This window comes from Bradyrhizobium sp. HKCCYLR20261 (assembly GCF_051168435.1).
Lineage (GTDB): Bacteria > Pseudomonadota > Alphaproteobacteria > Rhizobiales > Xanthobacteraceae > Bradyrhizobium.
In genome coordinates, this window is record NZ_JBNPUZ010000004.1 from 142,891 (window position 1) to 168,307 (window position 25,417).

General features: G+C 65.3%; 26 protein-coding genes. 12 read left to right on the top strand and 14 right to left on the bottom strand.

From position 1 onward, the window contains the following. Window positions 1-48: 48 nt before the first annotated feature. From ACQR1L_RS10715 to ACQR1L_RS10725, 3 genes are all read left to right on the top strand, one after another. On the top strand, window positions 49-1,587 hold the full coding sequence (locus ACQR1L_RS10715) for a YifB family Mg chelatase-like AAA ATPase (protein ID WP_434857928.1): 1,539 nt from the start codon (window positions 49-51) through the stop codon (window positions 1,585-1,587). Window positions 1,588-1,690: 103 nt separating this feature from the next. Next, window positions 1,691-2,170 carry a hypothetical protein gene (locus ACQR1L_RS10720; protein ID WP_434857929.1) on the top strand — a complete coding sequence of 160 codons (480 nt, stop codon included), beginning with the start codon at window positions 1,691-1,693 and terminating at the stop codon, window positions 2,168-2,170. Window positions 2,171-2,305: 135 nt separating this feature from the next. Then, a complete protein-coding gene (locus tag ACQR1L_RS10725; protein ID WP_434857930.1) occupies window positions 2,306-4,546 on the top strand; it encodes an ATP-binding protein in 2,241 nt (746 codons plus the stop codon). A gap of 520 nt (window positions 4,547-5,066) precedes the next feature. Here the strand turns inward: ACQR1L_RS10725 and coaA are convergent. The 7 genes from coaA to hisB form a co-directional block, all read right to left on the bottom strand. After that, the gene (gene coaA / locus ACQR1L_RS10730) at window positions 5,067-6,023 is read right to left on the bottom strand and encodes a type I pantothenate kinase (RefSeq protein WP_434857931.1); all 957 of its coding nucleotides are present in this window, start codon (window positions 6,021-6,023) and stop codon (window positions 5,067-5,069) included. A 34-nt stretch (window positions 6,024-6,057) separates the two neighbouring features. Next, complete coding sequence (locus ACQR1L_RS10735; protein WP_434857932.1) at window positions 6,058-6,381, bottom strand: phosphoribosyl-ATP diphosphatase; 324 nt, start codon at window positions 6,379-6,381, stop codon at window positions 6,058-6,060. Window positions 6,382-6,458: 77 nt separating this feature from the next. Beyond that, the gene (hisF, locus tag ACQR1L_RS10740) at window positions 6,459-7,235 is read right to left on the bottom strand and encodes an imidazole glycerol phosphate synthase subunit HisF (RefSeq protein ID WP_009031380.1); all 777 of its coding nucleotides are present in this window, start codon (window positions 7,233-7,235) and stop codon (window positions 6,459-6,461) included. A 12-nt stretch (window positions 7,236-7,247) separates the two neighbouring features. Next, window positions 7,248-7,982 (bottom strand): 1-(5-phosphoribosyl)-5-[(5-phosphoribosylamino)methylideneamino]imidazole-4-carboxamide isomerase, encoded by a 735-nt coding sequence (gene hisA / locus ACQR1L_RS10745; RefSeq protein ID WP_434857933.1) that lies wholly within the window; start codon window positions 7,980-7,982, stop codon window positions 7,248-7,250. 58 nt (window positions 7,983-8,040) lie between these two features. Then, the gene (gene hisH / locus ACQR1L_RS10750) at window positions 8,041-8,691 is read right to left on the bottom strand and encodes an imidazole glycerol phosphate synthase subunit HisH (RefSeq protein WP_434857934.1); all 651 of its coding nucleotides are present in this window, start codon (window positions 8,689-8,691) and stop codon (window positions 8,041-8,043) included. Next, entirely contained in the window at window positions 8,688-9,212 is a 525-nt protein-coding gene (locus ACQR1L_RS10755) for a DUF2628 domain-containing protein (protein ID WP_434857935.1), read from the bottom strand. Before ACQR1L_RS10755 ends, hisH begins: the two co-directional genes overlap by 4 nt. A gap of 27 nt (window positions 9,213-9,239) precedes the next feature. Beyond that, window positions 9,240-9,833 carry an imidazoleglycerol-phosphate dehydratase HisB gene (hisB, locus tag ACQR1L_RS10760; RefSeq protein ID WP_434857936.1) on the bottom strand — a complete coding sequence of 198 codons (594 nt, stop codon included), beginning with the start codon at window positions 9,831-9,833 and terminating at the stop codon, window positions 9,240-9,242. A gap of 195 nt (window positions 9,834-10,028) precedes the next feature. Between hisB and hslV the strand changes: the two genes are divergently transcribed. The 5 genes from hslV to ACQR1L_RS10785 all read left to right on the top strand — a co-directional run bounded on the left by hslV (window position 10,029) and on the right by ACQR1L_RS10785 (window position 14,360). Continuing rightward, window positions 10,029-10,589: an ATP-dependent protease subunit HslV gene (gene hslV / locus ACQR1L_RS10765; RefSeq protein ID WP_006612664.1), complete on the top strand. Its 561-nt coding sequence runs from the start codon at window positions 10,029-10,031 to the stop codon at window positions 10,587-10,589. Between the two features lie 3 nt (window positions 10,590-10,592). After that, window positions 10,593-11,192: a DUF2585 domain-containing protein gene (locus tag ACQR1L_RS10770; RefSeq protein WP_434857937.1), complete on the top strand. Its 600-nt coding sequence runs from the start codon at window positions 10,593-10,595 to the stop codon at window positions 11,190-11,192. A gap of 13 nt (window positions 11,193-11,205) precedes the next feature. Next, window positions 11,206-11,718, top strand: a complete 513-nt coding sequence (locus ACQR1L_RS10775; protein WP_434857938.1) for a GNAT family N-acetyltransferase — start codon at window positions 11,206-11,208, stop codon at window positions 11,716-11,718. A 6-nt stretch (window positions 11,719-11,724) separates the two neighbouring features. Continuing rightward, the gene (gene hslU, locus ACQR1L_RS10780; protein ID WP_434857939.1) at window positions 11,725-13,029 is read left to right on the top strand and encodes an ATP-dependent protease ATPase subunit HslU; all 1,305 of its coding nucleotides are present in this window, start codon (window positions 11,725-11,727) and stop codon (window positions 13,027-13,029) included. 209 nt (window positions 13,030-13,238) lie between these two features. Further along, window positions 13,239-14,360, top strand: a complete 1,122-nt coding sequence (locus ACQR1L_RS10785; RefSeq protein WP_434857940.1) for a hypothetical protein — start codon at window positions 13,239-13,241, stop codon at window positions 14,358-14,360. Between the two features lie 3 nt (window positions 14,361-14,363). On the opposite strand, the gene ACQR1L_RS10790 is transcribed toward ACQR1L_RS10785, so the two are convergent. The 3 genes from ACQR1L_RS10790 to ACQR1L_RS10800 all read right to left on the bottom strand — a co-directional run bounded on the left by ACQR1L_RS10790 (window position 14,364) and on the right by ACQR1L_RS10800 (window position 17,437). Next, entirely contained in the window at window positions 14,364-14,939 is a 576-nt protein-coding gene (locus tag ACQR1L_RS10790) for a Smr/MutS family protein (RefSeq protein WP_434857941.1), read from the bottom strand. A 12-nt stretch (window positions 14,940-14,951) separates the two neighbouring features. Continuing rightward, window positions 14,952-16,580: an MltA domain-containing protein gene (locus ACQR1L_RS10795; protein ID WP_434857942.1), complete on the bottom strand. Its 1,629-nt coding sequence runs from the start codon at window positions 16,578-16,580 to the stop codon at window positions 14,952-14,954. A 155-nt stretch (window positions 16,581-16,735) separates the two neighbouring features. Beyond that, a complete protein-coding gene (locus ACQR1L_RS10800; RefSeq protein ID WP_434857943.1) occupies window positions 16,736-17,437 on the bottom strand; it encodes a Tim44/TimA family putative adaptor protein in 702 nt (233 codons plus the stop codon). Between the two features lie 381 nt (window positions 17,438-17,818). Between ACQR1L_RS10800 and secB the strand changes: the two genes are divergently transcribed. Further along, on the top strand, window positions 17,819-18,307 hold the full coding sequence (gene secB / locus ACQR1L_RS10805) for a protein-export chaperone SecB (RefSeq protein ID WP_434857944.1): 489 nt from the start codon (window positions 17,819-17,821) through the stop codon (window positions 18,305-18,307). 63 nt (window positions 18,308-18,370) lie between these two features. Here the strand turns inward: secB and dnaQ are convergent, their stop codons facing one another. From dnaQ to ACQR1L_RS10825, 4 genes are read right to left on the bottom strand one after another with little or no spacing between them, the layout of a single operon-like run. Beyond that, window positions 18,371-19,069, bottom strand: coding sequence for a DNA polymerase III subunit epsilon (gene dnaQ / locus ACQR1L_RS10810; protein ID WP_434857945.1), 699 nt, complete (start codon window positions 19,067-19,069; stop codon window positions 18,371-18,373). A 44-nt stretch (window positions 19,070-19,113) separates the two neighbouring features. Further along, window positions 19,114-19,713 carry a dephospho-CoA kinase gene (gene coaE / locus ACQR1L_RS10815; protein WP_434857946.1) on the bottom strand — a complete coding sequence of 200 codons (600 nt, stop codon included), beginning with the start codon at window positions 19,711-19,713 and terminating at the stop codon, window positions 19,114-19,116. Between the two features lie 32 nt (window positions 19,714-19,745). After that, the gene (locus tag ACQR1L_RS10820) at window positions 19,746-20,354 is read right to left on the bottom strand and encodes a Maf family protein (protein WP_434857947.1); all 609 of its coding nucleotides are present in this window, start codon (window positions 20,352-20,354) and stop codon (window positions 19,746-19,748) included. Window positions 20,355-20,365: 11 nt separating this feature from the next. After that, entirely contained in the window at window positions 20,366-21,205 is an 840-nt protein-coding gene (locus ACQR1L_RS10825) for a pyruvate, water dikinase regulatory protein (RefSeq protein WP_434857948.1), read from the bottom strand. A 414-nt stretch (window positions 21,206-21,619) separates the two neighbouring features. Between ACQR1L_RS10825 and hemJ the strand changes: the two genes are divergently transcribed. From hemJ to mnmE, 3 genes are all read left to right on the top strand, one after another. Further along, window positions 21,620-22,042 carry a protoporphyrinogen oxidase HemJ gene (gene hemJ / locus ACQR1L_RS10830; RefSeq protein ID WP_434857949.1) on the top strand — a complete coding sequence of 141 codons (423 nt, stop codon included), beginning with the start codon at window positions 21,620-21,622 and terminating at the stop codon, window positions 22,040-22,042. A gap of 241 nt (window positions 22,043-22,283) precedes the next feature. Further along, window positions 22,284-23,549, top strand: coding sequence for a transcription termination factor Rho (gene rho / locus ACQR1L_RS10835; protein ID WP_434857950.1), 1,266 nt, complete (start codon window positions 22,284-22,286; stop codon window positions 23,547-23,549). A gap of 427 nt (window positions 23,550-23,976) precedes the next feature. After that, window positions 23,977-25,311 (top strand): tRNA uridine-5-carboxymethylaminomethyl(34) synthesis GTPase MnmE, encoded by a 1,335-nt coding sequence (gene mnmE / locus ACQR1L_RS10840; protein ID WP_434858290.1) that lies wholly within the window; start codon window positions 23,977-23,979, stop codon window positions 25,309-25,311. Window positions 25,312-25,417: the final 106 nt, after the last annotated feature.

The window sequence follows — 25,417 nt, forward strand, 5'->3', positions numbered from 1 at the left end:
TTGCGAACGCCCTCCGCTTCCGCTAGCCTCTGCATCGGGAGGGGCACCATGGTCCAGCGCGTTTCCACCGTCGCCTTCGAGGGGATCGAGGCCCGCGCGGTCGACGTGCAGGTCCAGGTCGCGCCGGGACTGCCGGCGTTCGCGATCGTTGGCCTCCCGGACAAGGCCGTGTCGGAGGCGCGCGAACGAGTCCGCTCGGCGCTGATCGCCTCTGGCCTCGCGCTGCCGGCGCGGCGGATCACCGTCAACCTGGCGCCCGCCGATGTGCCGAAGGAAGGCAGCCATTACGACCTGCCGATCGCGCTCGGGCTGATGGCCGCCATCGGCGCGATTCCGCCGGATGCGCTGAGCGGCTTCACCGTGCTTGGCGAGCTTGGCCTCGACGGCTCGCTCGCGCCCGTCGCCGGCGTGCTGCCGGCAGCGATTGGCGCCAATGCGCGCGAGGAGGGGCTGATCTGTCCGGCCGCCTGCGGCGCCGAGGCGGCGTGGGCCAGTCCCGACCTGCAGATCATCGCGGCGACATCGCTGATCCAGATCGCCAATCACTTCAAAGGCACGCAGGTGCTGTCGCGCCCGCAACCGAAAATCCAGGAGGCGCCCGCGAGCCTGCTCGACCTGCGCGACATCAAGGGCCAGGAAAGCGGCAAGCGGGCGCTGGAGATCGCAGCCGCCGGCGGCCATCATTTATTGATGATCGGAAGTCCAGGTGCCGGCAAGTCGATGCTGGCGGCGCGGCTGCCTTCGATCCTGCCGCCGCTGTCGCCGGCCGAGCTGCTGGAGGTCTCGATGATCGCGTCGGTCGCCGGCGAGATCGAGGGCGGCGCGCTGACCAACCGGCGGCCGTTCCGCAGCCCGCATCATTCCGCCAGCATGGCGGCGCTGACCGGCGGCGGCCTGCGCGCGCGGCCCGGCGAGATCTCGCTGGCGCATCAGGGCGTGCTGTTCCTCGACGAGCTGCCGGAGTTCGATCCACGCGTGCTGGATTCACTGCGCCAGCCCTTGGAGAACGGCGAGGTCTCGATCTCGCGCGCCAATCACCGCGTCACCTACCCTGCCCGCTTCATGCTGGTCGCCGCGATGAACCCCTGTCGCTGCGGCAATGCTTTCGAGCCCGGCTATGCCTGCAAGCGCGGCCGCATCGACCGCTGTACCGCCGACTACCAGACCCGTATCTCCGGCCCGCTGATGGACCGCATCGACCTGCGCATCGAGGTGCCCGCCGTCACCGCCGCCGACCTGATCCTGCCGCCGTCCAAGGAAGGCTCCGCCGAGGTCGCGGCCCGCGTCGCCGCCGCGCGCGACCTGCAACGCGCCCGCTACGCCAAGGCCGGCCTGCCGCACATCCGGACCAACGCCGAAGCGCCGGCCGCCGTGCTCGACGACATCGCCAAGCTCGATGCGCCCGGACAGAAGCTGCTGCGCGAGGCCGCCGAGACGATGCGGCTGTCGGCGCGCGGCTATCACCGCGTGCTGCGCGTCGCGCGTACGCTGGCCGATCTCGACCATGCCGAGACGATCGGCCGGCTGCATCTGGCGGAGGCCCTTTCCTATCGCGCCCTGGCCGAGGACAATCGGCACGCGGCGTAACCGCGACGCCCTCCATCAACGCTCTGGTAACGACTTCTCTTTACGCTCCGACAACCATAAGGCCCGCGTTTCCGCCCCTAGGCCTGTTGCGTCGGTGCGTGTCATGTTGCGTTTCAAGGTCATCGTGTCGGCCGTGCCGCTGATCGCGGCCGCTGTCTTTGCCAAGATTGAGTTGGCGCCCTCCGCCCAGCCCTGCATTGCCATCGGCGCCGACAGCGTCCTGCTCGGCTCGGGCCCGTTCCACGCCGATCTCCATGTCGACTTCACCGACGATCCCGCACGCGCGACGGTGCGCGTGGCGCTGGCCGACAGTCCGGAGACGGCCGATTTCGTGGTCGTGGATGATGCGCCTGGCCGGGAGGATCAGGGCTGCGGCATGAGCGCCGCCACCCAGGTCGTCGCGATCGCCGCCGATCCGCATCCGGACGCGACGCTGATCTATCTCGCCCGTGACGATGCGGCGGATGGCCGCGCCGACTATCGCATCTATGTGCGCTCCAGCCGCACCAGCGCGCGCGAAGCGGCGGCGCTGATCGTCGCGGCACGCAGTCACTCGCCTTCCCCGGTCAATCCGGTGCTGTGACCCGGACTAACGTCCGGTTCACCATCTCTGCACGGGCGTTGCACGTGTGGAGCAGCCTTCAAAGTCTCGGCAAGACCGACGTCGCATGGTGCGGGTCGGCAACGACATTGGAATCGAGATCGTCGGGGACGAGCGATGGGACGGATGTTTCATATCAGGCTGCAGCTGCGCCGCTTCATGCGCCGTCACCGCACCATCTTCGCGATCCTGCGCTCGCTGATGATCTTCTCCGCCGGGTTCGGTGGCGCCTATGGCTTCATCAAAGCCAGCATCTCCGAGAATTCCGGCTACAACCCGCACGCCTTCGCGATCGGCGCCAGCTTCCTGTTCGCGCTCGCCTGCGTCGGCCTGGCCACGCTCAGCATGCGGCTGCGCTTCGTGAAGAAGAAGCTGCACAAGATCGCGCTTCACAACGAAGTTCTGGCCGACCGGAACTGGGAGCTGCAGGAGGCCGAGCAGCGGGCGCGGCATCTGTTCGAGCAGCAGGGCGATCTCATCGTCATGCGCGAGCAGGACGGCAGGATCGTGTTCGTCAACGACGCGTTCTGCCAGACGGCCGGTCTCGACCGCGAGAACCTGGTCGGCAGCCGCTTCGCCTTCGGGCTGATCGAGCAGGGCGACAGCGCGCTCGAGCCCAGCGGCACGCGCGTGCACGACCAGCGCATCGACAGCGCGATCGGGCCGCGCTGGATCGCATGGCGCGAGGCGCTGGTGCGCTCCGATGCCGGCCACCCTGCCCTGCTGCAATGTGTCGGCCGCGACGTCACCGACCGCACCGAGACCGAGCGCGCGCTGGCCGATGCGCGCGACCAGGCCAACGCCGCCAACCGCGCCAAGTCGCGCTTCCTGGCGATGGCCAGCCACGAGATCCGCACGCCGCTGAACGGCATCCTCGGCATGAGCGGGCTGCTGCTCGAGACACAGTTGACGCCGGAGCAGACGACCTACGCCAAGGCGGTGCGCACGTCAGGCGAAGCGCTGATGTCGCTGATCAACGAGCTGCTCGACTATTCCAAGATCGAGGCCGGCAAGCTGGCGCTGGAGGCGCAGCCGTTCTCGCTGGCCGCGCTGATCGAGGAGATCACCGAGCTTCTGGCGCCGCGGGCGCAGGCCAAGCAGCTTGAGATCGCGGCCTACATGGATGAACGGCTGCCGACTTTCGTGACGGGCGACGCCGCGCGGCTGCGCCAGGTGCTGCTCAATCTGGCCGGCAACGCCATCAAGTTCACCGCCAAAGGCGGCGTCGCCATCATCGCCGAGCCTGGCATCTGGCCGAACGAAATCAGCTTCCAGGTCCGCGACACCGGCATCGGCATCGCCGCCGATGCGCAGGAGCGCATCTTCCGCGAATTCGAGCAGGCCGACGACAGCGTCGCCCGCAGCTTCGGCGGCACCGGCCTGGGGCTGGCGATCTCCGACCGCATCGTCAAGCGGATGGGCGGCCGGATCAATCTGCAGAGCGAGCTCGGCGCCGGCTCGACCTTCGAGGTCTCCGTGCCGCTGCCGGCGGCGCTGGAGCGCGGCGAGCAGAACAGTTTTAGCGGGCCCGATCTCACCGGACAGTCGATCATGCTGATCGCACCGCCCGGGCTGCAGGCCGAGCTGATCGAGCGACGGCTGCAGAACTGGGGCGCGCAGACCTGTCTCGTCGCCGAGACCGAGGTGGCCGAAGCGCTGCTGCCGGAGCGCGCCTGGCATGCCGTGCTGGTGGACGACGCCATCGGCAGCGAGACGGCGCGCAGCCTCGGCATGGCCGCGCAGCGCCACACCACGCGTCTGATCGTCCTCGTCACGCCGGTGAGCCGCCACGAACTGGCGCCGACGGCGCCGTTTAATGGCTACCTGGTGAAGCCGCTGCGCGCCGCCTCGCTCGCCGCCCGCGTCGGCTTCGACGTCGATGGCGCGGCCGCGACGCTGATCGACGATCCCGTTCCGATGATCGCGCCGCCGATTGCCGCGCGCGCCGGCGCCGGCCTGTCGATTCTCGTGGCCGAGGACAACGACATCAATGCGCTCTTGATGCGCTCGCTGCTCACCAAGCTCGGGCATCATGCCGATATCGCCGTGCACGGCGAGGCCGCGCTCGATTCCTGGCTCGCGGCACGCTCGGCGGGCACGCCCTATGACCTGATCCTGATGGACGTGCAGATGCCCCGCCTCGACGGCATCGCCGCGGCGAAGCGCATCCGCGCGCTCGAAGCCGCCGAGCCCGGCCGCCGCACGCCGATCCTGGCGCTCACGGCGAACACGCTGGTCGAGGACCGCTACGCCTGCTTCGAGGCGGGCATGGATGGATTTTTGGTCAAGCCGATCGATCGTGACAAGCTGGACGAGGCGCTGGCGAATCTGGCGGCGGCGCGGCAGGTGGCTGCGTAGTGATGAGTTTGTAGGACGGGAGGTGTTTGCGCTCCCTCTCCCCGTTCTTCACGGGGAGAGGGTCGGGGTGAGGGGCAGCCACACGGGTGGTGCCAATTCCTTGCCTCTCAGAGCCGCCCTGCTCGTCCGTCAGACCTGCAACTCGGCTGCGTATGTGCCATGCCCCTCACCCGGATTGCTGCGCAATCCGACCTCTCCCCGCAAAGGGCGGGGAGAGGTTGCACCGCGCAAGCTCGTCAAAGCAGGGCAAATAGCTTGCATACGCGAGGCAAGCTATTTCGCCCGGGTCATTCCGGAGCATTCGCGCGCCAAATGGCGCAGCCATTTTAAAGCAGCGCGAATGAGCCCGGAATCCATAGCCACAGTCCGCTATTTCTTAAGGGACAATAGCCACGAGCATCTCGGCCCATATGACCGATCGTGGTTATGGATTCCGGGCTCGCGCTTCGCGCGCCCCGGAATGACCGAGACGATTTGACAGCGGAAACTTTTCGAAATCTCGCTCGGCTCAGCACCGAACTCACAACCGCCGCAGAGCCACCGATTCGATCTCGTGATCGGCGCCCTTCTTCAGGATCAGGGTCGCGCGCGGTCTCGTGGGCAGAATGTTGTCCTCGAGATTGGCGAGGTTGGTGCGTTCCCAGATCGCGATGGCGGTGGCGGTGGCCTCTTCGTCCGACAGCAGCGCGTAGCGGTTGAAGTAGGAGCGCGGGTCGTGGAACGCGGTGTCGCGCAGCGACAGGAAGCGCTTCACATACCATTTGCGCAGCACCGCCTCGTCGGCATCGATATAGACCGAGAAGTCGAAGAAGTCGGACACGACGGGCACGGCCTTGCCGTCGCGCGGCAAGGGCCCGGTCTGCAGCACGTTGACGCCTTCGACGATCAGGATGTCCGGCTGGTCGATCTCGGTCCACTGGTTGGGCACGATGTCGTAGCTGAGATGCGAGTAGACCGGCGCACGCACCGGATGCCGGCCGGCCTTGATGTCGGAGAGGAAGGCGAGCAGCCGGGCCTTGTCGTAGCTCTCCGGAAAGCCCTTCTTCTGCATCAGGCCCTGCCGTTCGAGCACGGCGTTCGGAAACAGAAAGCCGTCGGTGGTGATGAGATCGACCTTCGGCCGCGGCGACCAGCGCGTCAGCAGCGCCTGCAGCACGCGCGCGGTGGTCGACTTGCCGACTGACACCGAGCCGGCGACGCCGATGATGTAGGGCATCTTGCGGTCGCGGATGCCGAGGAACTGACGCTGCGCGTAGTACAGCCGCTGCGCCGCATCGACATACATCGACAGCAAGCGCGAGAGCGGCAGGTAGATGTCCTCGACCTCCTGAAGATCGAGGCGGTCGTGCATCGAGCGCAGTTTCGAGAACTCGCCGGGCTCAAGCGTCATCGGCGTGTCGTTGCGCAGCTCGGCCCATTGCTGGCGGGTGAAGACGCGGTACGGATTATATTGTTGTTCGGTGGTGCGCATATCCATGACGCTGCCCTTCGTTTCCCCCGGCCGTCGCGCCCTACTCCGTCTTGCGCGACGCCTTTTCTTCCAGCCCCGACTGACCGGTCCGCTTGCCGAGCGCCGCCTCGACCTCGTCGAGCCTGATGTCGCGCGACTTCAACACCACCAACAGATGAAACAGCAGATCGGCGCTTTCGGAGATCAGATGCTCACGGTCGGTGCCGACGGCGGCGATGACCGTCTCGACCGCCTCCTCGCCCATCTTCTTGGCACACTGCGCCGGGCCCTTGTCGAGCAGCTTGCGCGTATAGGACGCCTCACCGCCCGCCGCGGCGCGCGCGTCGATGATGGCAGCCAGGTCGTGAAGCGTGAAGCGGGACATCAGCCAGTTCTCAGAACGCCGGTCCGCCCAGAGTGGCCGGACAAGCGTTCATCTAACATTTTTGCGGCGCAATGTCGTCAGGGATCGAGCCGCATCGGCAGGCCCTGCCGCACCATATGCTCCTTGGCCTGACGGATGGTAAATTCCCCGAAATGGAAGATCGACGCCGCGAGCACGGCGGTCGCCCTGCCCTGACGGATGCCGTCGACCAGGTGATCGAGATTGCCGACGCCGCCGGAGGCGATCACCGGCACGGGCACGCTGTCAGCCACCGCCCGGGTCAGCGGCAGGTCAAACCCCTGGCGGGTGCCGTCGCGGTCCATCGAGGTCAGCAGGATCTCGCCGGCGCCGAGCGCGACGACCTCCTGCGCATATTCCAGCGCATCGATCCCGGTCGACTTGCGGCCGCCATGGGTGAAGATCTCCCAGCGCGAGCCGCCGCCGGGACGCGACACCGACTTGGCATCGATCGCGACCACGATGCACTGCTCGCCGAACTTTTCGGCCGCTTCCTTCACGAATTCGCGACGCGCCACCGCGGCCGAGTTGATCGAGACCTTGTCGGCGCCGGAGCGCAGCAGGGTCTTGATATCCTCGATGGTGCGGACGCCGCCGCCGACCGTGACCGGCATGAAGCAGGCCTCCGCCGTGCGGCGGACGACGTCGAGCATGATGCCGCGGTTCTCGTGAGTCGCGGTGATGTCGAGGAAGCAGAGCTCGTCGGCGCCGGCGGCGTCATAGGCAATCGCCGCTTCCACGGGATCGCCGGCGTCGCGCAGATTGACGAAGTTGACGCCCTTGACGACCCGTCCGTCCTTGACGTCGAGGCAGGGAATGACGCGGACCTTGAACATCGTGTTCTCCCCCTACCCGCTGATCGCGCGGATCAGCGCCAAGGCTTCGGCCGGATCGAGCCGCCCGTCATACAGCGCGCGGCCAGCGATGGCGCCTTCGAGTTTCTTCGCACGCGGCGTCAGCATCGCCTTGACGTCCTCGATCGAGGCGAGGCCGCCGGAGGCGATCACGGGAATCGAAATGGCGTCGCCGAGCGCGATGGTCGCGTCGAGATTCAAGCCCTTCAGCAAGCCGTCGCGGGCGATATCGGTGAAGATGATCGCGGCAACGCCGGCATCCTCGAACCGCTTGGCGATGTCGAGCGCGGTGACCTCGGAGGTCTCGGCCCAGCCTTCCACCGCGACCTTGCCGTCGCGCGCATCGAGGCCAACGGCCACGCGGCCAGGAAAGGCCTTGGCGGCGGTCTTCACCAGCTCGGGATCGCGCACTGCGGCGGTGCCGATGATGACGCGGGTGATACCCTTGTTGAGCCAGGCCTCGACCGTCTTGAGATCGCGGATGCCGCCGCCGAGCTGCACCGGCATCTTCACGACTTTCAGCATCGCTTCCACGGCGTGCGCATTCATCGGCTTGCCGGCGAAGGCGCCGTCGAGATCGACGATGTGGAGATATTCAAAGCCCTGGTCGGCGAAGCTCTTCGCTTGCGCGGCGGGATCGAGGTTGAACACGGTGGCGCGCGCCATGTCGCCCTGCTCCAGGCGCACGCATTGGCCGTTCTTCAGATCGATGGCGGGAAACAGGATCATATCTAATATCTCTCAAGAGCGCGCCCTGCCCGCCCCCGGGCGAACAGGACGACAGCGCTCACGGCTTCCATTTCAGGAAGTTGGAAATCAGGGCGAGACCGAACCGCTGGCTCTTCTCGGGATGGAATTGCGTGCCGATGGCCGTGTCCTTGCCGACGATGGCGGTGATCGGCCCGCCGTAATCGGCGCGCGCCAGCACCTCGTTCTCGTTGACCGCATTGAGGTGATAGGAGTGCACGAAATAGGCGTGCAGCCCCTTCGGCCCGAGCGGCAGCTTTTCCAGCACCGGATGTTCCCTGAGCACGTCGAGCGTGTTCCAGCCCATGTGCGGAATCTTCAGGCTCTCGTCGCGCGGCGTGATCTTCTCGACATCGCCGGAAACCCAATCGAAGCCATCGGTCGTGACGTGCTCCTTGCCACGCGTTGCCATCAGCTGCATGCCGACGCAGATGCCGAAGAACGGCCGCGCCTTGTGGCGGACCGCCTCGGTCATCGCCTCCAGCATGCCGTCGACGGCATCGAGGCCGCGGCGGCAATCGGCGAAGGCGCCGACGCCGGGCAGCACGATGCGATCGGCGCGATACACCGTATCGGGATCGCGGGTGACGACGACCTTCTGCGGATCCTCCATGCTGCGCGCGGCACGCTCGAACGCTTTGGCAGCGGAATGCAGATTGCCGGAGCCGTAATCGATGATTGCGACGCTCATCGTCCACCTCCGGGTTCAGGGAACAAGCCAATAATGCTGGCATGGGGCAGCGGCGGCGGCCGCTGGCCGTTGCCGTTGTCACGCGTCGGCGGCGCGGCGCCGCGATCGACGGTGTTGTTGTCGTAGCCGAGATCGCTGCGCCGCGCAGCCCAGCGCTCGAAGAAGCGGCGCTCGGCGGCATCGAGATCGTCGGCGACGACGACATCGAGCTGGCGCCATTTGTTGCGCGAATAGCTCCAGCGCTTGAGGGTCGATGCTTCCAAGCCGAGCAGGATCGCCATCAAGAGATCGACCGAGGCAATCGCGCCAGCGCCGACGCCGATCCGCGCCAGCACGACATCCACCACGATGACCAGCACGATCCAGCCGAGGGCCGCCAGCCAGAGCCGGTGCCAGGCCAGCCAGACGGCGCCGAGCACGGCAGCCCAGAGATGGAAGCCGTCGCGAATGAAGACGAAGCGATCCGTCGAGCGCAGATCGGCTCCAGCGGCGAGGGGCGCGTGAACCGTATAGACGGGCATGTCAAAAATTCCCTTGGAGGAGGGAGGTCAGCCGCCGAGCTGACCCTTGGTGGATGGCACTTCGCCCTTGTTGCGCGGATCGATCGCGAGCGCTGTCCGCAACGCCCGCGCCAGACCCTTGAAGCAGGATTCGGCGATATGATGGGCGTTCTCGCCGTACAGAGTCTCGACGTGCAGGGTGATGCCGGCGTTCATCGCAAACGCGTTGAACCATTCGCGCACCAGCTCGGTGTCGAACTCGCCGATCTTGTCGCGCGTGAAAGTCGTGCGGAACACCAGCATCGGCCGGCCTGAGACGTCGATCACCACGCGGGTCAAGGTCTCGTCCATCGGCATGTGGATCGAGGCGTAGCGGGTGATGCCGGCCATGTCGCCGAGCGCCTGCTTGACAGCCTGGCCTAGCGCGATGCCGACATCCTCGGTGGTGTGATGGAAATCGATATGCAGGTCGCCGAGCGCCTTGACGGTCATGTCGATGCGGGAATGGCGGGCGAGCAGGTCCAGCATGTGATCGAAGAAGCCGATACCGGTCGCGATCTCGACGACGCCGGTGCCGTCGAGGTTCACGGACACCTCGATCTCGGTCTCTTTGGTCTTGCGCTTGATGGTCGCGCTACGCATGGGGTCAGCTTTCCCTTGAAAACGCGGCCCTTTTATCAGGCGGATGACACCTTAGCTACTGCGGGATGACGCGCTCTTGGCCTGATCTCGGGCCATGGTGAGCGGATTTCAAGGCCCGCCAGGGCAGGGCAGGGACCCGGTAATTGTATCCCCCGGCCTGAGGCCCTAAATGAGGGCACCAACCAAGGACGTCCCATGCACGCATCTTCCCATGAGCCCACCGTCTGGCACGGCACCACGATCCTGACCGTCCGCAAGGGGGGCAGGGTGGTCGTGGGCGGCGACGGCCAGGTCTCGATCGGCCAGACCGTGATCAAGTCCAATGCCCGGAAAGTGCGCAAGCTCGGCAAGGGCGACGTCATCGGCGGCTTCGCCGGGGCCACGGCGGATGCGTTTACCCTGTTCGAGCGGCTGGAGAGCAAGCTGGAGCAGTATCCGGGGCAGCTGACCCGTGCCGCCGTCGAGCTCGCCAAGGACTGGCGCACCGACCGCTATCTGCGCCGGCTGGAAGCCATGATGATCGTGGCCGACAAGGAGGTCTCGCTGGTGCTGACCGGGACCGGCGACGTGCTGGAGCCGGAAGCGGGCGTGATGGCGATCGGCTCGGGGGGCAATTACGCTTTGGCGGCGGCGCGGGCGCTGATCGACACCGATAAGGATGCCGAGAGCATTGTACGCAAGTCGCTCGATATCGCCGCCGACATCTGCGTCTACACCAACCGCAACATCACCATCGAAGCGCTCTCGGCCGAGTAGGCGATGACCGCGGACGGAATCAGCGTTTCGTCCCGCCGGTCGCCCGGGCTCTGGCTCGGGCTGGTGCTTGCGTTGTTGGCTCTCCAGGCCGCGATCCTGTTCGCAATGGGCCGGCTGCCGATCTGCGCCTGCGGCACGGTCAAGCTGTGGCACGGCGTAGTGCAAAGCTCGGAGAACTCGCAGCATCTCACCGACTGGTACACTTTCTCGCACATCATCCACGGCTTCCTGTTCTATGCGCTCACCGTGCTGCTGGTGCCGCGACTGCCGTGGCAGGGGCGATTGATCATCGCGATGCTGATCGAGGGCGCCTGGGAGCTGGTCGAGAACTCCAGCATCATCATCGAGCGCTATCGCGCCGCGACGATCTCGCTCGATTATTTCGGCGACAGCATCGTGAACTCGGTCGGCGACACGCTGGCGATGATGACTGGCTTTTTGCTGGCGCGCGTGCTGCCGGTGTGGCTGACCGTGCTGATCGCGATTATGTTCGAGATCGGCGTCGGCCTGCACATCCGCGACAACCTGACGCTCAATATTCTGATGCTGATCTATCCGACCGAAGCGATCCGGCAGTGGCAGGCCGGACCGCCTTTGCTGTGAGGGCAGGGCGGCGATGAATGTTGGCTTCCGTCCGATGACCGAAGACGATTTGCCGGCCATCCGTGACTGGCTGCAGCAGCCGCATGTCCGCGAATGGTGGGGTGATCCGGACGAGCAATATGCGTTGCTCGATGGCGACCGTCATGAGCCGGCCATGGATCAGTACATCATGCTGATGGATGGCGAAGCGGCCGGCTATCTGCAGTGCTACGCCCTCACCGCGTGGAACGACGGCTTCGGTCCGCAGCCGGACGGCACCCGCGGCATCGACCTGTTCATCGCCGGCCCCGAGCGGATCGGGCGCGGTCATGGTCCGCTTGTCCTCCGAACCTTTTGTGGCCTGATGTTTCAGCGCGGCGTCCCGCGCGTGGTCACCGATCCCTCGCCGGCCCATGTCCGTGCCATTCGCGCCTATGAAAAGTCCGGATTCCGGCGCGAGCGCCTGATCGACACGCCCGATGGTCCCGCGCTGCTGATGTCCTGCGAACCCGCCGACTTGCCTCGCCGCCCATCCGAGCCTAGCTAGAGCCCCATGACCGACTTTTCCCCTCGCGAAATCGTCTCCGAACTCGACCGCTTCATCGTCGGCCAGGCCGACGCCAAGCGCGCGGTCTCCATCGCGCTCCGCAACCGCTGGCGGCGGCTGCAGCTCGATACGGGCCTGCGCGAGGAGGTGCTGCCGAAGAACATCCTGATGATCGGCCCGACCGGCGTCGGCAAGACGGAAATCGCGCGGCGGCTGGCCAAGCTCGCGGGCGCGCCGTTCCTCAAAGTGGAGGCGACCAAATTCACCGAGGTCGGCTATGTCGGCCGCGACGTCGAGCAGATCATCCGCGATCTCGTCGAGGTCGCGATTCACCAGGTGCGCGAGCGCAAGCGCAAGGACGTCGCCGCGCGCGCACAGTTGGCCGCCGAGGAGCGGGTGCTCGACGCTCTGGTCGGCGCCAATTCGAGCGCCGCGACCCGTGACTCGTTCCGCCGCAAGCTGCGCGCCGGCGAGCTCAACGACAAGGAAATCGAGATCGAGACGCAGTCGTCGGGCGGCGGCATGCCGATGTTCGAGATCCCGGGCATGCCTGGCGCGCAGATGGGTGCGATCTCCATCGGCGACATCTTTGGCAAGCTCGGCGGCCGCACCAAGACGCGGCGCGTGACGGTCGAGGCCTCGCACGACATCCTGATCGCGGAGGAATCCGACAAGCTGCTCGACAGCGACCAGCTCGTGCAGGAGGCGATCACCGTCGTCGAGAACAACGGCATCGTGTTCCTCGACGAGATCGACAAGATCTGCGTGCGCGAGAACCGCCATGGCGGCGACGTCTCGCGCGAGGGCGTGCAGCGCGATCTCTTGCCGCTGATCGAGGGCACGACGGTCTCGACCAAGCACGGCGCCGTCAAGACCGACCACATCCTGTTCATCGCGTCGGGCGCATTCCATATCGCCAAGCCGTCCGACCTGCTGCCGGAACTGCAGGGCCGCCTGCCGATCCGCGTCGAGCTGCAGGCGCTGACCCGCGACGACATGCGCCGTATCCTGACCGAGCCGGAGGCGTCGCTGATCAAGCAATATGTGGCACTGATGAAGACCGAGGGCGTCACGCTCGACATCACCGACGATGCGATCGATGCGCTCGCCGACGTCGCTGTCGCGGTCAACTCGACGGTCGAGAACATCGGCGCGCGCCGGCTGCAGACGGTGATGGAGCGCGTCCTCGACGACATCTCCTTCACCGCCTCGGACCGATCAGGCGAAACCATGCGCGTCGACGCCGCCTATGTGCAGCAGCACATCGGCGATCTCGCGAAGAATGCGGATCTCAGCCGGTTCATTCTGTAGGCGTCTGCCCGAGCGCTCACCGCAAATTCCGCTGTCGTCCCGGCGAAGGCCGGGACCCATAACCACCGAAGCTGATTGTCACGCACGATGGCGGCTCCAGCCTTGCCTCATCACGAACGGCGGTGGCTATGGGTCCCGGCTCAAGGCCGGGACGACACTGGTTGGTGTGGCGGCGGCCGTCGCAACATCACCATTCGATCGGCCGCCGCATGACCGGCGTGCTCAGCAGACACTGGCGCCTGATGCTCGCCGTCAACGCAGCCGTCATGCTCGGCGTGTTGGTGCACAAGCTGACGCTGCCGCCCTACATTCCCTACATCCATCTGCTGGTCGACTATCACTTCGGCTTCATCAAGCGCGCGCTGATCGGGGCGATCGTCGGGCTGTTCACCGCGAAGGTGCCGGTGTGGCTGGTGTTCGCGCTGGCCGGCACTGTCTGGCTGATCACCTTTGCTTTGTTCATTCAGCTGTTTCGACGGACGTTCGGTTTCGACCGCGCGCAGCTGCCGCTGCTCGTGTTCACCGCCGGCTCGCCATTCGTATTCAAGAATTTCCTGTTCACGCTCGGCCATTTCGACATCTATGGCTGCCTCGGCGCGATCATCCTGCTGCTGGTGCCGGCGAGCTCGCTGGCTTACGTGCTGCTCGCGGCGGTGATCTCGGCGGTGCTTGTGCTGATCCACCACATCCACCTCCTGATGTACGTGCCGACCATCACCGCCATCGTCGTGCTACGCTACTACCTCGCACGTGCCACCACGCCACGCGATGTCATCGTGGGCACGGCTATGCTGTTCGGCCTCGGCGTGCTGTTCCTCGCGGCGCAATTCCTCGGCACGATGCCGCTGCCCGAAGCGGACTTCGTCGCCTATTTGAAGACGCGCATGCTCGATCCGTCGCGCACCGAGCTGCTGCAATTCGCCTATGTCTGGTATCAGCCATTGTCGAAGGAAGTGCAGGACACCTGGGCGCGGCTGCCATCGAATCTGCTTGGCGTCCCCGTCTACGCGCTGCTGATCTTGCTGCACCTGCCGCTATGGCGGACCCTGCACGACCTCGTCCGTGCGCTCGAGCGACCGCGCGACCGGCACATCGTCATCGCCGCGCTTGGCGTGATCAGCCTCGCCTATTTCGTGATGTTCGCGATGGTGTTCGACTATTCGCGCTGGATCTCGAGCTGGGTCGTCTGTCAGGTGCTGATGCTGCACGCCGTGAAGACGCTTCCCGCAAGCAAACAGATCGCCACCATCGACGCCGATGACCGCAAGACCACCATCCTCGGCTGGATCGTCACGGTCATCCCGCGCATCGGCATCATCCGGCCATTCTGAGCCTCAGCCGCGCGGCCGTCTGATCCGCACGTACAGCGCGCCGGCGCCGCCATGGCCGACATGGGCCTCTTCGAAACCGACGATCAGCGAGCGGAATTCCGGCAGGCTCAGCCAATGCGGCACCTGGCGGCGGAGCACGCCGCGTTCGGGATCGGCGCCGATCGTGCCTTTACCTGTGATGACGAGCACGAAGGTCAGGCCGTCATGCTGGGCCCGGTGCAGGAAGTGATGCAGCGCCTGGTGCGCGCGGCTCTGGGTCATGCCGTGCAGGTCGAGCCGGGCATCGATCTCGCTGCGGCCGCGCGACAGTTTCGAGCGCTCCTTGCGGCCGAGCGACACCAGCGGCGGGATCGCTGGCCTGGCCGGCTTGGGGATGACGACGGGCGCGACCGGGCGCGGCGTCGTCAACGGCTTGTCCGGCTGCGGCTCGGCGGTCGCCATCGGCGGATGCGGCCGCACCGGACGCGGCGTCTTGCGCAGCGGCTTGACCTGTCGCGCCACCGTCTCCCAGAGCGTGCGCTCGTCCTCGGAAAGGCCGCGCCTGCGTCGGGTCCGCGGCGGCTCGGGATCTTCAGGCATGGAGACGACGGTTCATAGGTGATTGCGATGACGTCTGCCATAACGCAATCGGCGGATATTGCGATCACTTTCGAGGCGGGGCCGGGCGGCGGGCAAGGGCACGGGCTGCGGGACGGCGACGTTCTGCGCCACCGTCGTTCCCGGGCTCGCGCTCGGGGCAGGGGCAGGGACCTTCGTTTCACTGGCGGAAGCTGCAGTCGTGGTCGGCTTCGCGGCATCGGCACCCTTGTCGAGCCCCTTGGCGGGTTCACTGACCGCCGCCTCCTTCGGCAGGCCTCGCGGAAACAGCTTTGCGATCTTCTCCGAGGGACGCGGATCCGGCAGCGGCATCTTGCGGCCGCGCGCGACCGGATCGAGACTCCGCGGCACCAGCATCACGAACTGGATGCTGTGCTTGAGCCGGCCGGAGACTTTCCCCGCTTCCTGTCCAGCGCCGAAATAGAGATCGGCGCGCGCCGGGCCGACGATGGCCGAGCCCGTGTCCTGCGCGATCATCAGCCGGTGGAACGGATTCTTCTGCTTCTCCGACTCGATCGGCAGCTCGCCGGTGATGAAGAACGGCGTGCCATAGACGTGCAGCGATTTGTCGACGGCGATCGAGCGGCCCGGCGTCAGCGGAATGCCCTGCGCGCCGACGGCCTCGTCCTTCTCCGACAGTTGGACTTCGCGGAAGAAGATGTAGGAGCGGTTCATCCGGCGAAGTTCGTTGGCGCCTTCCGGATTCTGCTCCATCCAGTCGCGGATGCGCTGCATCGACATCTGCTCGCGCGGAATGATGCCACGCTCGATCAGGATGCGGCCGACCGGCGTGTAGGGATGACCATTGTAGGCATCGTAGTTGATGCGCACCGTCGAGCCATCGTCGAGGCTGATGCGCGCCGAGCCCTGGATCTGGGCGAACAGCAGATCGGTCTGATTGCGCAGCCAGGCAATCTCGAGCCCGCGGCCCTCGATCGCGCCGTCCTCGATCTCCGCGCGGTCGTAATAGGGCACCAGCTTGCGCCGGCCGATCTTGCGATACACCGGACCCTTGTTGGGCAGGCTGGTCGCATCCTGCTTGAAGCCGCGCACGAACAGGTTCGAGGGCCGGCGATAGACCGGAACGTTGTAGACCTCGTTCTGGGTGCGCGAGCCCTCGATCACGGGTTCGTAGTAGCCGGTGACGAAACCGTCGGCATCGCCCAGCTTGGAGATCTTCAGCGGCTCGAAGTTGCGCTCGAAAAAGGCGCGCGCCGCGGCGTTGTCCGTGAGGTCATTGGCCCGCGCATCGCGGCAGGGATCGCGCAAGGAATCGCCGAGCGCCTTGTCCTCCGGCGAGCCCTCGGGTTTCGCTGCAATCGGCTTGCAGCTGGCGCGGAACGTCTTGTAGGCCGCGAGCTGATCATCGTCGCTCCAGCCGGGCACGTCATTCCAGCTCAGCGGCTGGTACTGGCTGTTGGTGATTTCCAGCGGCCAGTCGAGCTGAGGGTAGGGCAGGTGGCGCATCGGCGGAGCGGCAGGGGCATGCTGCCGATGACGCGCCCGCACGGCCTCGGCCGCGTAAGGCGCGAGCACAACCGCGGCGACGCCAAGGGCGAGCGCCGCCGTCCAGTATCTGAGGCTTCGGGCCGAAAAACCCCGCTTCCAAATTTCGCGAACCATGCTTGCACCGTCAAAGTACCACTCAACGCGAAATTCGGAAAAAACGCGGTTTGAAGTATGGTCGATGTCAAAGCTGCTGCTTGCGCGCGACGTCCTCCTGACGCCGGTTCGTGCCGAGCGGCATCCCCACGCGGATGCCGCTCGTGTTCGATGAACTAATGACTGCCGGTGCCGACCAGCTTCCAGTTCGGGTCACGCGAACCGGTGTCGCGGGCGAAGGTCCAGATGTCGGTGATGTCGGCGACCTTGTCCGGATTGCCGTCGACGACGTTGCCCATCTTGTCGCGCGTCACCGAGATCATCTGCGACACGAACCGCACCGTGACCTGCGCCGTGCGGTCGCGCAGGTCGGCGCCGACCAGTTCGGCGGTGTCGATCGAGACGAAGCGCGTCTCGGTCTTCTGCTCGTTCTTCTCGCGGTCCTTGATGACGGACTCGAAGCTCTCATAGACCTCGGCCGACAGCAGGTCGCGCAACGCGCGGCGGTCGCCATTGGCGAAAGCCAGGACGATCATCTCATAGGCGCTGCGCGCGCCGGTGAGAAAATGGCGGGGATCGAACGAGGGGTCATTGGCCACGATCGCATCCAGGCCGCGGGCGAGCGGGGTACCCGGTTCGGTCAGCCCGCGCCAGCGATCACCAGGGGCCGGCATCTCGGCACCGGGCGCGGGAGCCGCGGGGTCGATCGGCTTGCCCGGGACCGGCATAATCGGGTTGTCGGGCGCGCCCTGCACCGCATTCCGGGCAGCGTGATCGAACGGCGTCCGCTCACTTCCGGTGCGCTGCCCGAGAACGGCGCGCAGGCGCACGAAGATGAAGACCGCCAACGCCAGGAAGATGATGGTATAAATGTCCACGTCGTGTTCGCTTTCTGACTTGTCGAGCCGAACGCGGAGCCCGGCCACCGAGCCCCCGTTCTACAGGATCCAGGTAAAGACCGGTGAATCCCTCGGTCTGCCCGGATGTAGTCATCGAATTGGGCCCGGCCAATGGCACATTGTGGCACGCCGATCCTAACCCTTTTCCGACCCTAGGGGAAATCCGATCCTGGCCGACAGGGAACGGGCAAGGCAGGTCCCCCGTTCCGTCCCTTGGCCAATGCGACAAATAGAGGCACGTCGGCCGGAATGGCCATTTAGGGGCTTAACGGCGTTGCCGCCTCGTCCTTGTGGAACAAGCCGGCCCTATGGTAGCCACGCGCCGCAACGACCCGCCCTTTGTGCCTGGAGAACACTGCAATGACCAACGGTAACGGCGCCACTTCCGAGGCGGCTCCCCCTCCCCAGCTGAACGTGCTGGCGCAATACATCAAGGATCTGTCGTTCGAGAATCCGAACGCCCCGCAGTCCCTGGCGCCGCAGGGCCAGCCGCCGCAGATTAACATCCAGATCAATGTCGGCGCCAACGCCATCGCCGAGACCGAATATGAAGTGACGCTGACGATCGAGGGCAAGGCCGAGAGCGGCAGCACGGTCATGTTCAGCTTCGAGCTGGTCTATGGCGGCGTGTTCCGGCTGGTCAACGTTCCGCAGGAGCACCTGTCGCCGATGCTGCTGATCGAATGCCCGCGGCTGCTGTTCCCGTTCGCCCGCGAGATCGTTGCCAGCTCGGTGCGTGACGGCGGCTTCCCGCCGCTGATGCTCGACCCCGTCGACTTCGTCAGCCTGTACCGCCAGAACATGGAGCGTCAGGCAGCTGCCCAGGGCGGGCAGATCCTGCAGAGCTGATCGCTTCCTAGAACGTCGTCAGACCAAGTCGGTGTAGGTGATCCGCGGCTTTACTGGCGCGGATCACGCTCCCGGTAGAAATTCCATCCAGATCGGCTTGTCGCCGAGGGTGGCGATGAAGGCGCGATGGGCCTCGCGCTCGGCCTCCGTGACCCGCGGCGCCAGAGGCTGCTCCCGCTGCCGGCGCGGCGTATCCCCGCCGACCCCGACTCTGATCTCCTGGCTGTCCTGGGTCAGGATCAGTTGCGACTGCCGCGCCCCGACGAGATCGACATAGACCTCCGCCAGCAGCTCGGCGTCGAGCAGCGCCCCGTGCTTGGTGCGCCGCGAGTTGTCGATCGCGTAGCGCGAGCAGAGATCGTCGAGCCGGTTCGACACGCCCGGATGTTTCCGGCGAGCGAGCAGCAGGGTGTCGACCAGGCGCTCGCGGGGAATCGGCGGCCGCTTCGTCCGATCGAGCTCGGCATTGATGAAGCCGATGTCGAAGGACGCATTGTGGATCACCAGCGGCGCATCGCCGATGAACGCCAGGAAGTCCTCGACGATCTCCTGAAACAGCGGCTTGTCCGCCAGGAACTCGCTCGACAGGCCGTGGACCGCGAAGGCCTCGGCCGGCATGTCGCGCTCGGGATTGATGTAGACGTGGAAGACCTGGCCGGTCGGCATGCGGTTGATGATTTCGACGCAGCCGATCTCGACCAGACGGTCGCCGCGCAGCGCGTCGAGGCCGGTGGTTTCGGTATCGAGAACGATCTCACGCATCTGACTTGATCCGTCGCCAACCCGTCACAGGCCGGGCTGGCGAATCAGCCGCGGCGTTGCGGCATCTTAACGACCTCGGCGAGGATGTCGCGAATGCGCTCCCGTACGGGATCGAGACCGTGGGAGGTATCCACGACGAAATCGGCACGCGCGCGTTTCTCGGCGTCGGGCATCTGCCGGGCCAACAGCGCATCCAGCGCCTCTTCAGTCATCGTGCCGCGCGCCAGGATGCGCTCACGCTGAATCTCCGGCGAGGTCGACACCACGACCACGGCATCGACCCGCTTGTCGCCGCCGGTCTCAAACAGCAAGGGCACGTCGACGACCGCGACCGGCACGCCGGAGCGTTCGGCCTCATCGAGAAACGCCTGGTGATAGGAGCGCAGCATCGGGTGCACGATGGACTCAAGCCGGCGGATGGCGGCGGGGTCTCCAACCACCTTCGCCGACAGTTTGGCGCGATCGACCTTGCCGCCAGCGGTCGCCCCGGGAAATGCGGCCTCGATCGCCGGCGCGGCTTCGCCTTCATAGACCTTATGAACGGTGGCGTCCGCGTCATACACCGGCACGCCAGCTTCGGCGAACAGCTTCGCCGTCGTCGACTTGCCCATGCCCATCGAGCCGGTCAGGCCCAGCACTCTCATCCGTATCTCCCGGCGCGTGGCTGCTGCGGTCATCAGATCCTGAGCAACCGAGCCTCGCGGAAATAGGCGAGCAGCGGCAGCAGAGGCAGACCAAGAATGGTGAAATGATCGCCGTCGATGCGATCGAACAGATGCACCCCGAGCCCTTCGAGCTGGTAGGCGCCGACGCTGGTCGTCACGGCCTCGCCGGCGGCATCGAGATAGGCCGCGACCTCGCTCTCGGTCAGCGCGCGCATCGTCATCCAGGCCACGGCGACATGCGAGAACAGCAGCTCCCCATTGCGGACCACGGCGATCGCCGAATGCAGCGCATGAGTGCGTCCGGCCAGCGCCAGCAATTGATACATCGCCTGCTGCCGGCCGGCCGGCTTGTTGAACATCCGCTCGCCCAGGGCCAGCGTCTGGTCCGCGCCGACCACATAGGCATTGGGGTTGCGTGCGGAGACCTCGGCGGCCTTGGCGTTGGCGAGATGCAACGCGATCTCGTACGGCGCCACCAGGCCGGCCTCGGCCTGAATCGCCCGCTCGTCGACTTTGGCCGGGATCGCCTCGCAGGCCAGACCGGCGTTGGCGAGCAGCACGCGCCGCGCACGGCTTTGCGATGCCAACACCAAAGGCTCTTCACTGCACCAGATCGACATCAGCTCGCTCACTAGTCCGGCAGGCGCTGCCGCTGCCGGTCGGTATAGAGTTTCAGGATCGCCGCCGCCGTCTCCTCGATCGAGCGGCGCGTCACGTCGAGCATCACCCAGTTGAACTTCGCACTGAGCTTGCGCGCATAGGCGACCTCGTCGGTCACCGACTGCTTATCGACATAGTTCTCGTTGCCGGATTCCGCACCCATGCTGAGCAAACGATTTTGCCGCACCTGGATCAGCCGCTCCGGCGTCGCGTGCAGGCTGACCACCAGCGGCTTCTTCAGCGTCTCGAGCTGGTGCGGAATCGGGATACCGGGCACGAGCGGCACGTTCGCGGTGCGCACGCCGCGATTGGCGAGATAGATCGAGGTCGGCGTTTTCGACGTCCGGCTGACGCCGACCAACACCACGTCGGCTTCTTCGAGGCCGTCGACCATCTGGCCATCATCATGGAGCATCGTGTAGTTCAGCGCGTCGATGCGCGCGAAATATTCGGCGTTGAGCACGTGCTGCGCGCCGACCCGGCCCGCGGTGGAGGCGCCGAGATAGGCCTCGAACAGCTGCATCACCGGGCCGATGATCGACAGGCTCGGGATGTTGATCTGCTGGCACTTGCCCTCGAGCCTGGAGACCAGGTCCTTCTCCAGCAAGGTGAAGAGAACGATGCCCGGCGCTTCCTCGATCTCGTCGAGCACGCGATCCAGCTGCTTCTGGCTGCGCACCAGCGGATAGACGTGCTCCACCGGCGTCACATTGGTGTACTGCGCGGCGACCGCTCGCGCGACCGTGATCAAGGTTTCGCCCGTCGAGTCGGAAACCAGATGGAGGTGAAAGTAATTGCCGGTGGTGGGCATCAAATCCTTAACGATCTGTGAATCCCTGTGAAGGACGGGCGCAAAATCCGGCCGCCCGCTGCCCCCTTTGGATAACCCCGATTGTTCTGCACATGGTCGCTGTCGGGGACAACGCGACGTCACAGGGCTGATGATATCGGGACGAGGTTCGTTTGTCTTGGGATAAGCTGTCGATGCAGCCCGACAAGCGATTGAATCAAACTGGACTCTCGAAAGTCCAATCGTCCTCAGCCGGCCTGTTGAAGGATGTGAACAAGCTGCGGGAAATCGGCTGGCAGAATTGCATGAGTCCAATCCACCGCTACCTAGACTCAAACCTTAAGATTCTAAAATTATTTGGTTTGGAAGCGATCGAGCGAGCGGATATGTCTCGCCTCCCAATAGTCACCAGCCGGTTAACGGATCGCGACATCGATGTACGAGTGGATCAAGGCGCTGCACGTCATCGCTGTCATCGCGTGGATGGCCGGCATGCTCTATCTGCCGCGCCTGTTCGTCTATCATTGCGAGGCCGAGATCGGCTCGAAGCAGTCCGAGACCTTCAAGGTGATGGAGCGCCGGCTGCTGAAGGCGATCATCAATCCGGCGATGATCGTGACCTGGCTGGCCGGGCTGTACATGGTCTGGGCGGGTCACTGGTATGCCAGTGGCTGGTTTCACGGCAAATTCCTCCTCGTTCTCATTTTGTCCGGCGTGCACGGGCTCTTTACCCGCTGGGTGAAGGACTTCGCTGCTGACCGGAATACGCACACCCAAAAATTCTATCGTTATATCAACGAAGTACCGACGGTGCTGATGATCGGCATCGTGATTCTCGTCATCGTCAAGCCGTTTTGACCCGATCCATGAGAATACCGCTCCGCCCGAGATGCCTTGCAGAGGCCGGCGCGATTTTCTATATTAAGGACATCCCACCCCACGCAGGCGGATGTGGTTGCGTTCCGGCTTGACCGGCCGCCGCATCAGGTCTGGCGCCTTATTGGCGCCAACCTTGCTTAGACCTGCGGACCTCATTTTCGTCCGCCTTCCCACAGCCACCTCGCATCCCTCCCAAGTCGCTTCCACAGGACCACCCCCAATGCGGGAAATCAAACTACAGGACCTCAAGTCAAAGACGCCGGCCGAGCTCGTCTCCTTCGCGGAGGAAAACGGGGTCGAGAACGCTAGCACGATGCGCAAGCAGGAGCTGATGTTCGCCATCCTCAAGCAACTCGCGATCCAGGAGACCGACATCATCGGTGAGGGTGTCGTCGAGGTTCTCTCCGACGGCTTCGGCTTCCTCCGGTCGCCGGATGCCAACTACCTGCCCGGCCCGGATGACATCTACGTTTCGCCGTCGCAGATCCGCCGCTTCGGCCTGCGCACCGGTGACACGATCGAGGGTCACATCCGCAGCCCGAAGGAAGGCGAACGCTATTTCGCGCTGCTCAAGGTCAACACGCTGAACTTCGAGGATCCCGAGAAGTCCAAGCACAAGGTCAATTTCGACAATTTGACGCCGCTGTTTCCGGACGAGCGCTTCCGGCTCGAACTCGAGGATCCGACCCGCAAGGATCTGTCGCCGCGCGTCATCGACATCGTCGCCCCGATTGGCAAGGGCCAGCGCGCGCTGATCGTCGCGCCGCCGCGGACCGGCAAGACGGTGCTGATGCAGAACATCGCGCACTCGATCACCGCCAATCATCCCGAGTGCTATCTGATCGTGCTGCTGATCGATGAGCGCCCCGAGGAAGTCACGGACATGCAGCGCTCGGTGAAGGGCGAGGTGGTGTCCTCGACCTTCGACGAGCCGGCGGCCCGTCACGTCCAGGTCGCGGAGATGGTGATCGAGAAGGCCAAGCGCCTGGTCGAGCACGGCCGCGACGTCGTCATTCTGCTGGACTCGATCACCCGCCTCGGCCGCGCCTACAACACCGTCGTGCCGTCCTCCGGCAAGGTGCTGACCGGCGGTGTCGATGCGAACGCGCTGCAGCGGCCGAAGCGCTTCTTCGGTGCCGCCCGCAACATCGAGGAAGGCGGCTCGCTGACCATCATCGCCACCGCTCTGGTCGACACCGGCAGCCGCATGGACGAAGTCATCTTCGAAGAGTTCAAGGGCACCGGCAACTCCGAGCTCATTCTCGACCGCAAGGTCGCCGACAAGCGGACTTTCCCGGCGATCGACATCGCCCGCTCCGGCACCCGCAAGGAAGAGCTCATCACCGAGGCGCAGAACCTCAAGAAGATGTACGTCCTCCGCCGCATCCTCAATCCGATGGGCACCATGGACGCGATCGACTTCCTGCTCGACAAGCTCCGCAGCACCAAGAGCAACTCGGAGTTCTTCGAGTCGATGAACACCTGATCGGGATACGATCAGTCAGTTTGGAAAGGGCGCTCTTCGGAGCGCCCTTTTTGTTTGGGAGCGTCGCACGGATCTGATGCCTTACGGGGTCACTTCGAGATCAACGCCGGGATCACCCTCCCCTGGAGAGGGAGGGTCGGTCATATGCACGAAGTGCATGTGAACCGGGGTGGGGTGTTCTCTCCACTTGCACCGGTGTCTGCGGAGACATCACCCGACCCCGCTCGCCCGTTTCGGGTGTGCTCGATCCTGAGACTGAGAGCGCCGCGCCTTCCGTCGCCGCCATCGACACGTTGCGATGAGAGCATGGTGCCCTTCGACGTCATCGCATCGTGCTCAGGTTGGTCACGCGGCTCTCGCCATCCGGCGTAAAGCATGCCGGTGTAAACCGATTGTCTTTCTGGATCGCCGAGCCCAATTGAGCGTCATGCATCCGCACGACCAGACCATCTTCGCGCTGTCCTCGGGACGGCTGCCAAGCGCGATTGCGATCGTCCGGATGTCTGGTTCGCACGCCGGCGCAGCTCTTCAGATGTTGGCGGGCAAGATGCCGACGCCGCGGGTGGCGACGCGGGTGCTGCTTCGCGATGCCAGCGGCGATCCGATCGATGACGCGGTCGTGCTGTGGTTTCAGGCCCCAGCCAGCGCGACCGGCGAGGATGTCGCCGAGCTGCATGTCCATGGCAGCCGCGCGGTGATCGCGACACTGTTTGCAGTGCTCTCGGCGATGCCGGAGCTGCGTCCGGCAGAGCCGGGCGAGTTCACCCGGCGCGCATTCGAAAACGGCAAGATCGATCTGACCGAGGCTGAGGGACTCGACGATCTCATCCATGCCGACACCGACCGCCAGAGGCGCCAAGCGCTGCGGCAGCTCCAGGGTCTGCTGGGCGACAAGGCGCGGAGCTGGCGCGAGCAGATCATCGAGGCCGGCGCGCTGATCGAAGCCGGGATCGACTTCTCGGATGAGGGCGATGTGCCGGCTGAGCTGATGGCGCCGGCGCTCGCGCGGATCAGACAGCTCCTGGGCGAGATCGAGGCCGTGCTCTCGGCGCAAGGCCGGGCCGAGCGGCTTCGCGAAGGTCTGACCGTGGTGATCGCGGGTCCGCCGAATGCCGGCAAGTCGACCTTGATGAACCAGCTCGCCCGCCGCGAGGTCGCTATCGTGTCGCCGCATGCCGGCACCACGCGCGATCTCATTGAGGTTCAGCTCGACCTCGACGGCTATCCGGTGACGTTGATCGATACGGCGGGCATCCGGGAGACCGAGGATCCGGTGGAGCAGGAGGGTGTCCGCCGTGCGCGGGATCGCGCATCGCAGGCCGATCTCGTGTTGTGGATGTCCGAAGATGATCGGCCGCAAGCGATGCCGCGGGGGGAGACGCCCGTCTGGCTGGTTCGCAACAAGATCGATCTGCTCGCATCGGACCAGATGTCGACCTCCGGCGGGGGTGTCAGCCGGGCGTTTGGCATCTCGGCGCAGAGCGGGGCGGGGATGCCGGCTCTGCTGGAAGCCTTGGTCGGCTTCGCTCGCGACTATTTCGGCGCGACCGAGAGCGGGCTGATCACACGGGAACGCCAGAAGCAGTCATTGCAGCAGACCGCGGAGGCACTGCGGCGGAGTCTGAACGCTGTGGGGAGGGGCGAAGAGCTCGTGGCCGAGGAGCTGCGCATCGCGGCGCTCTCATTGGGGCGGCTGCTGGGGCGGGTCGATGTCGAGGATTTGCTCGACGTCATCTTTCGCGAGTTCTGCATCGGAAAGTAGGGCGCCCCGATCGGAGACTCCGCCAACATACTTAATGAGAGGTGAGTTGGTTAACCGATCTTCAGATGTTTCACGTGAAACAGGACAGGGGAACTCGCCGAGGTGT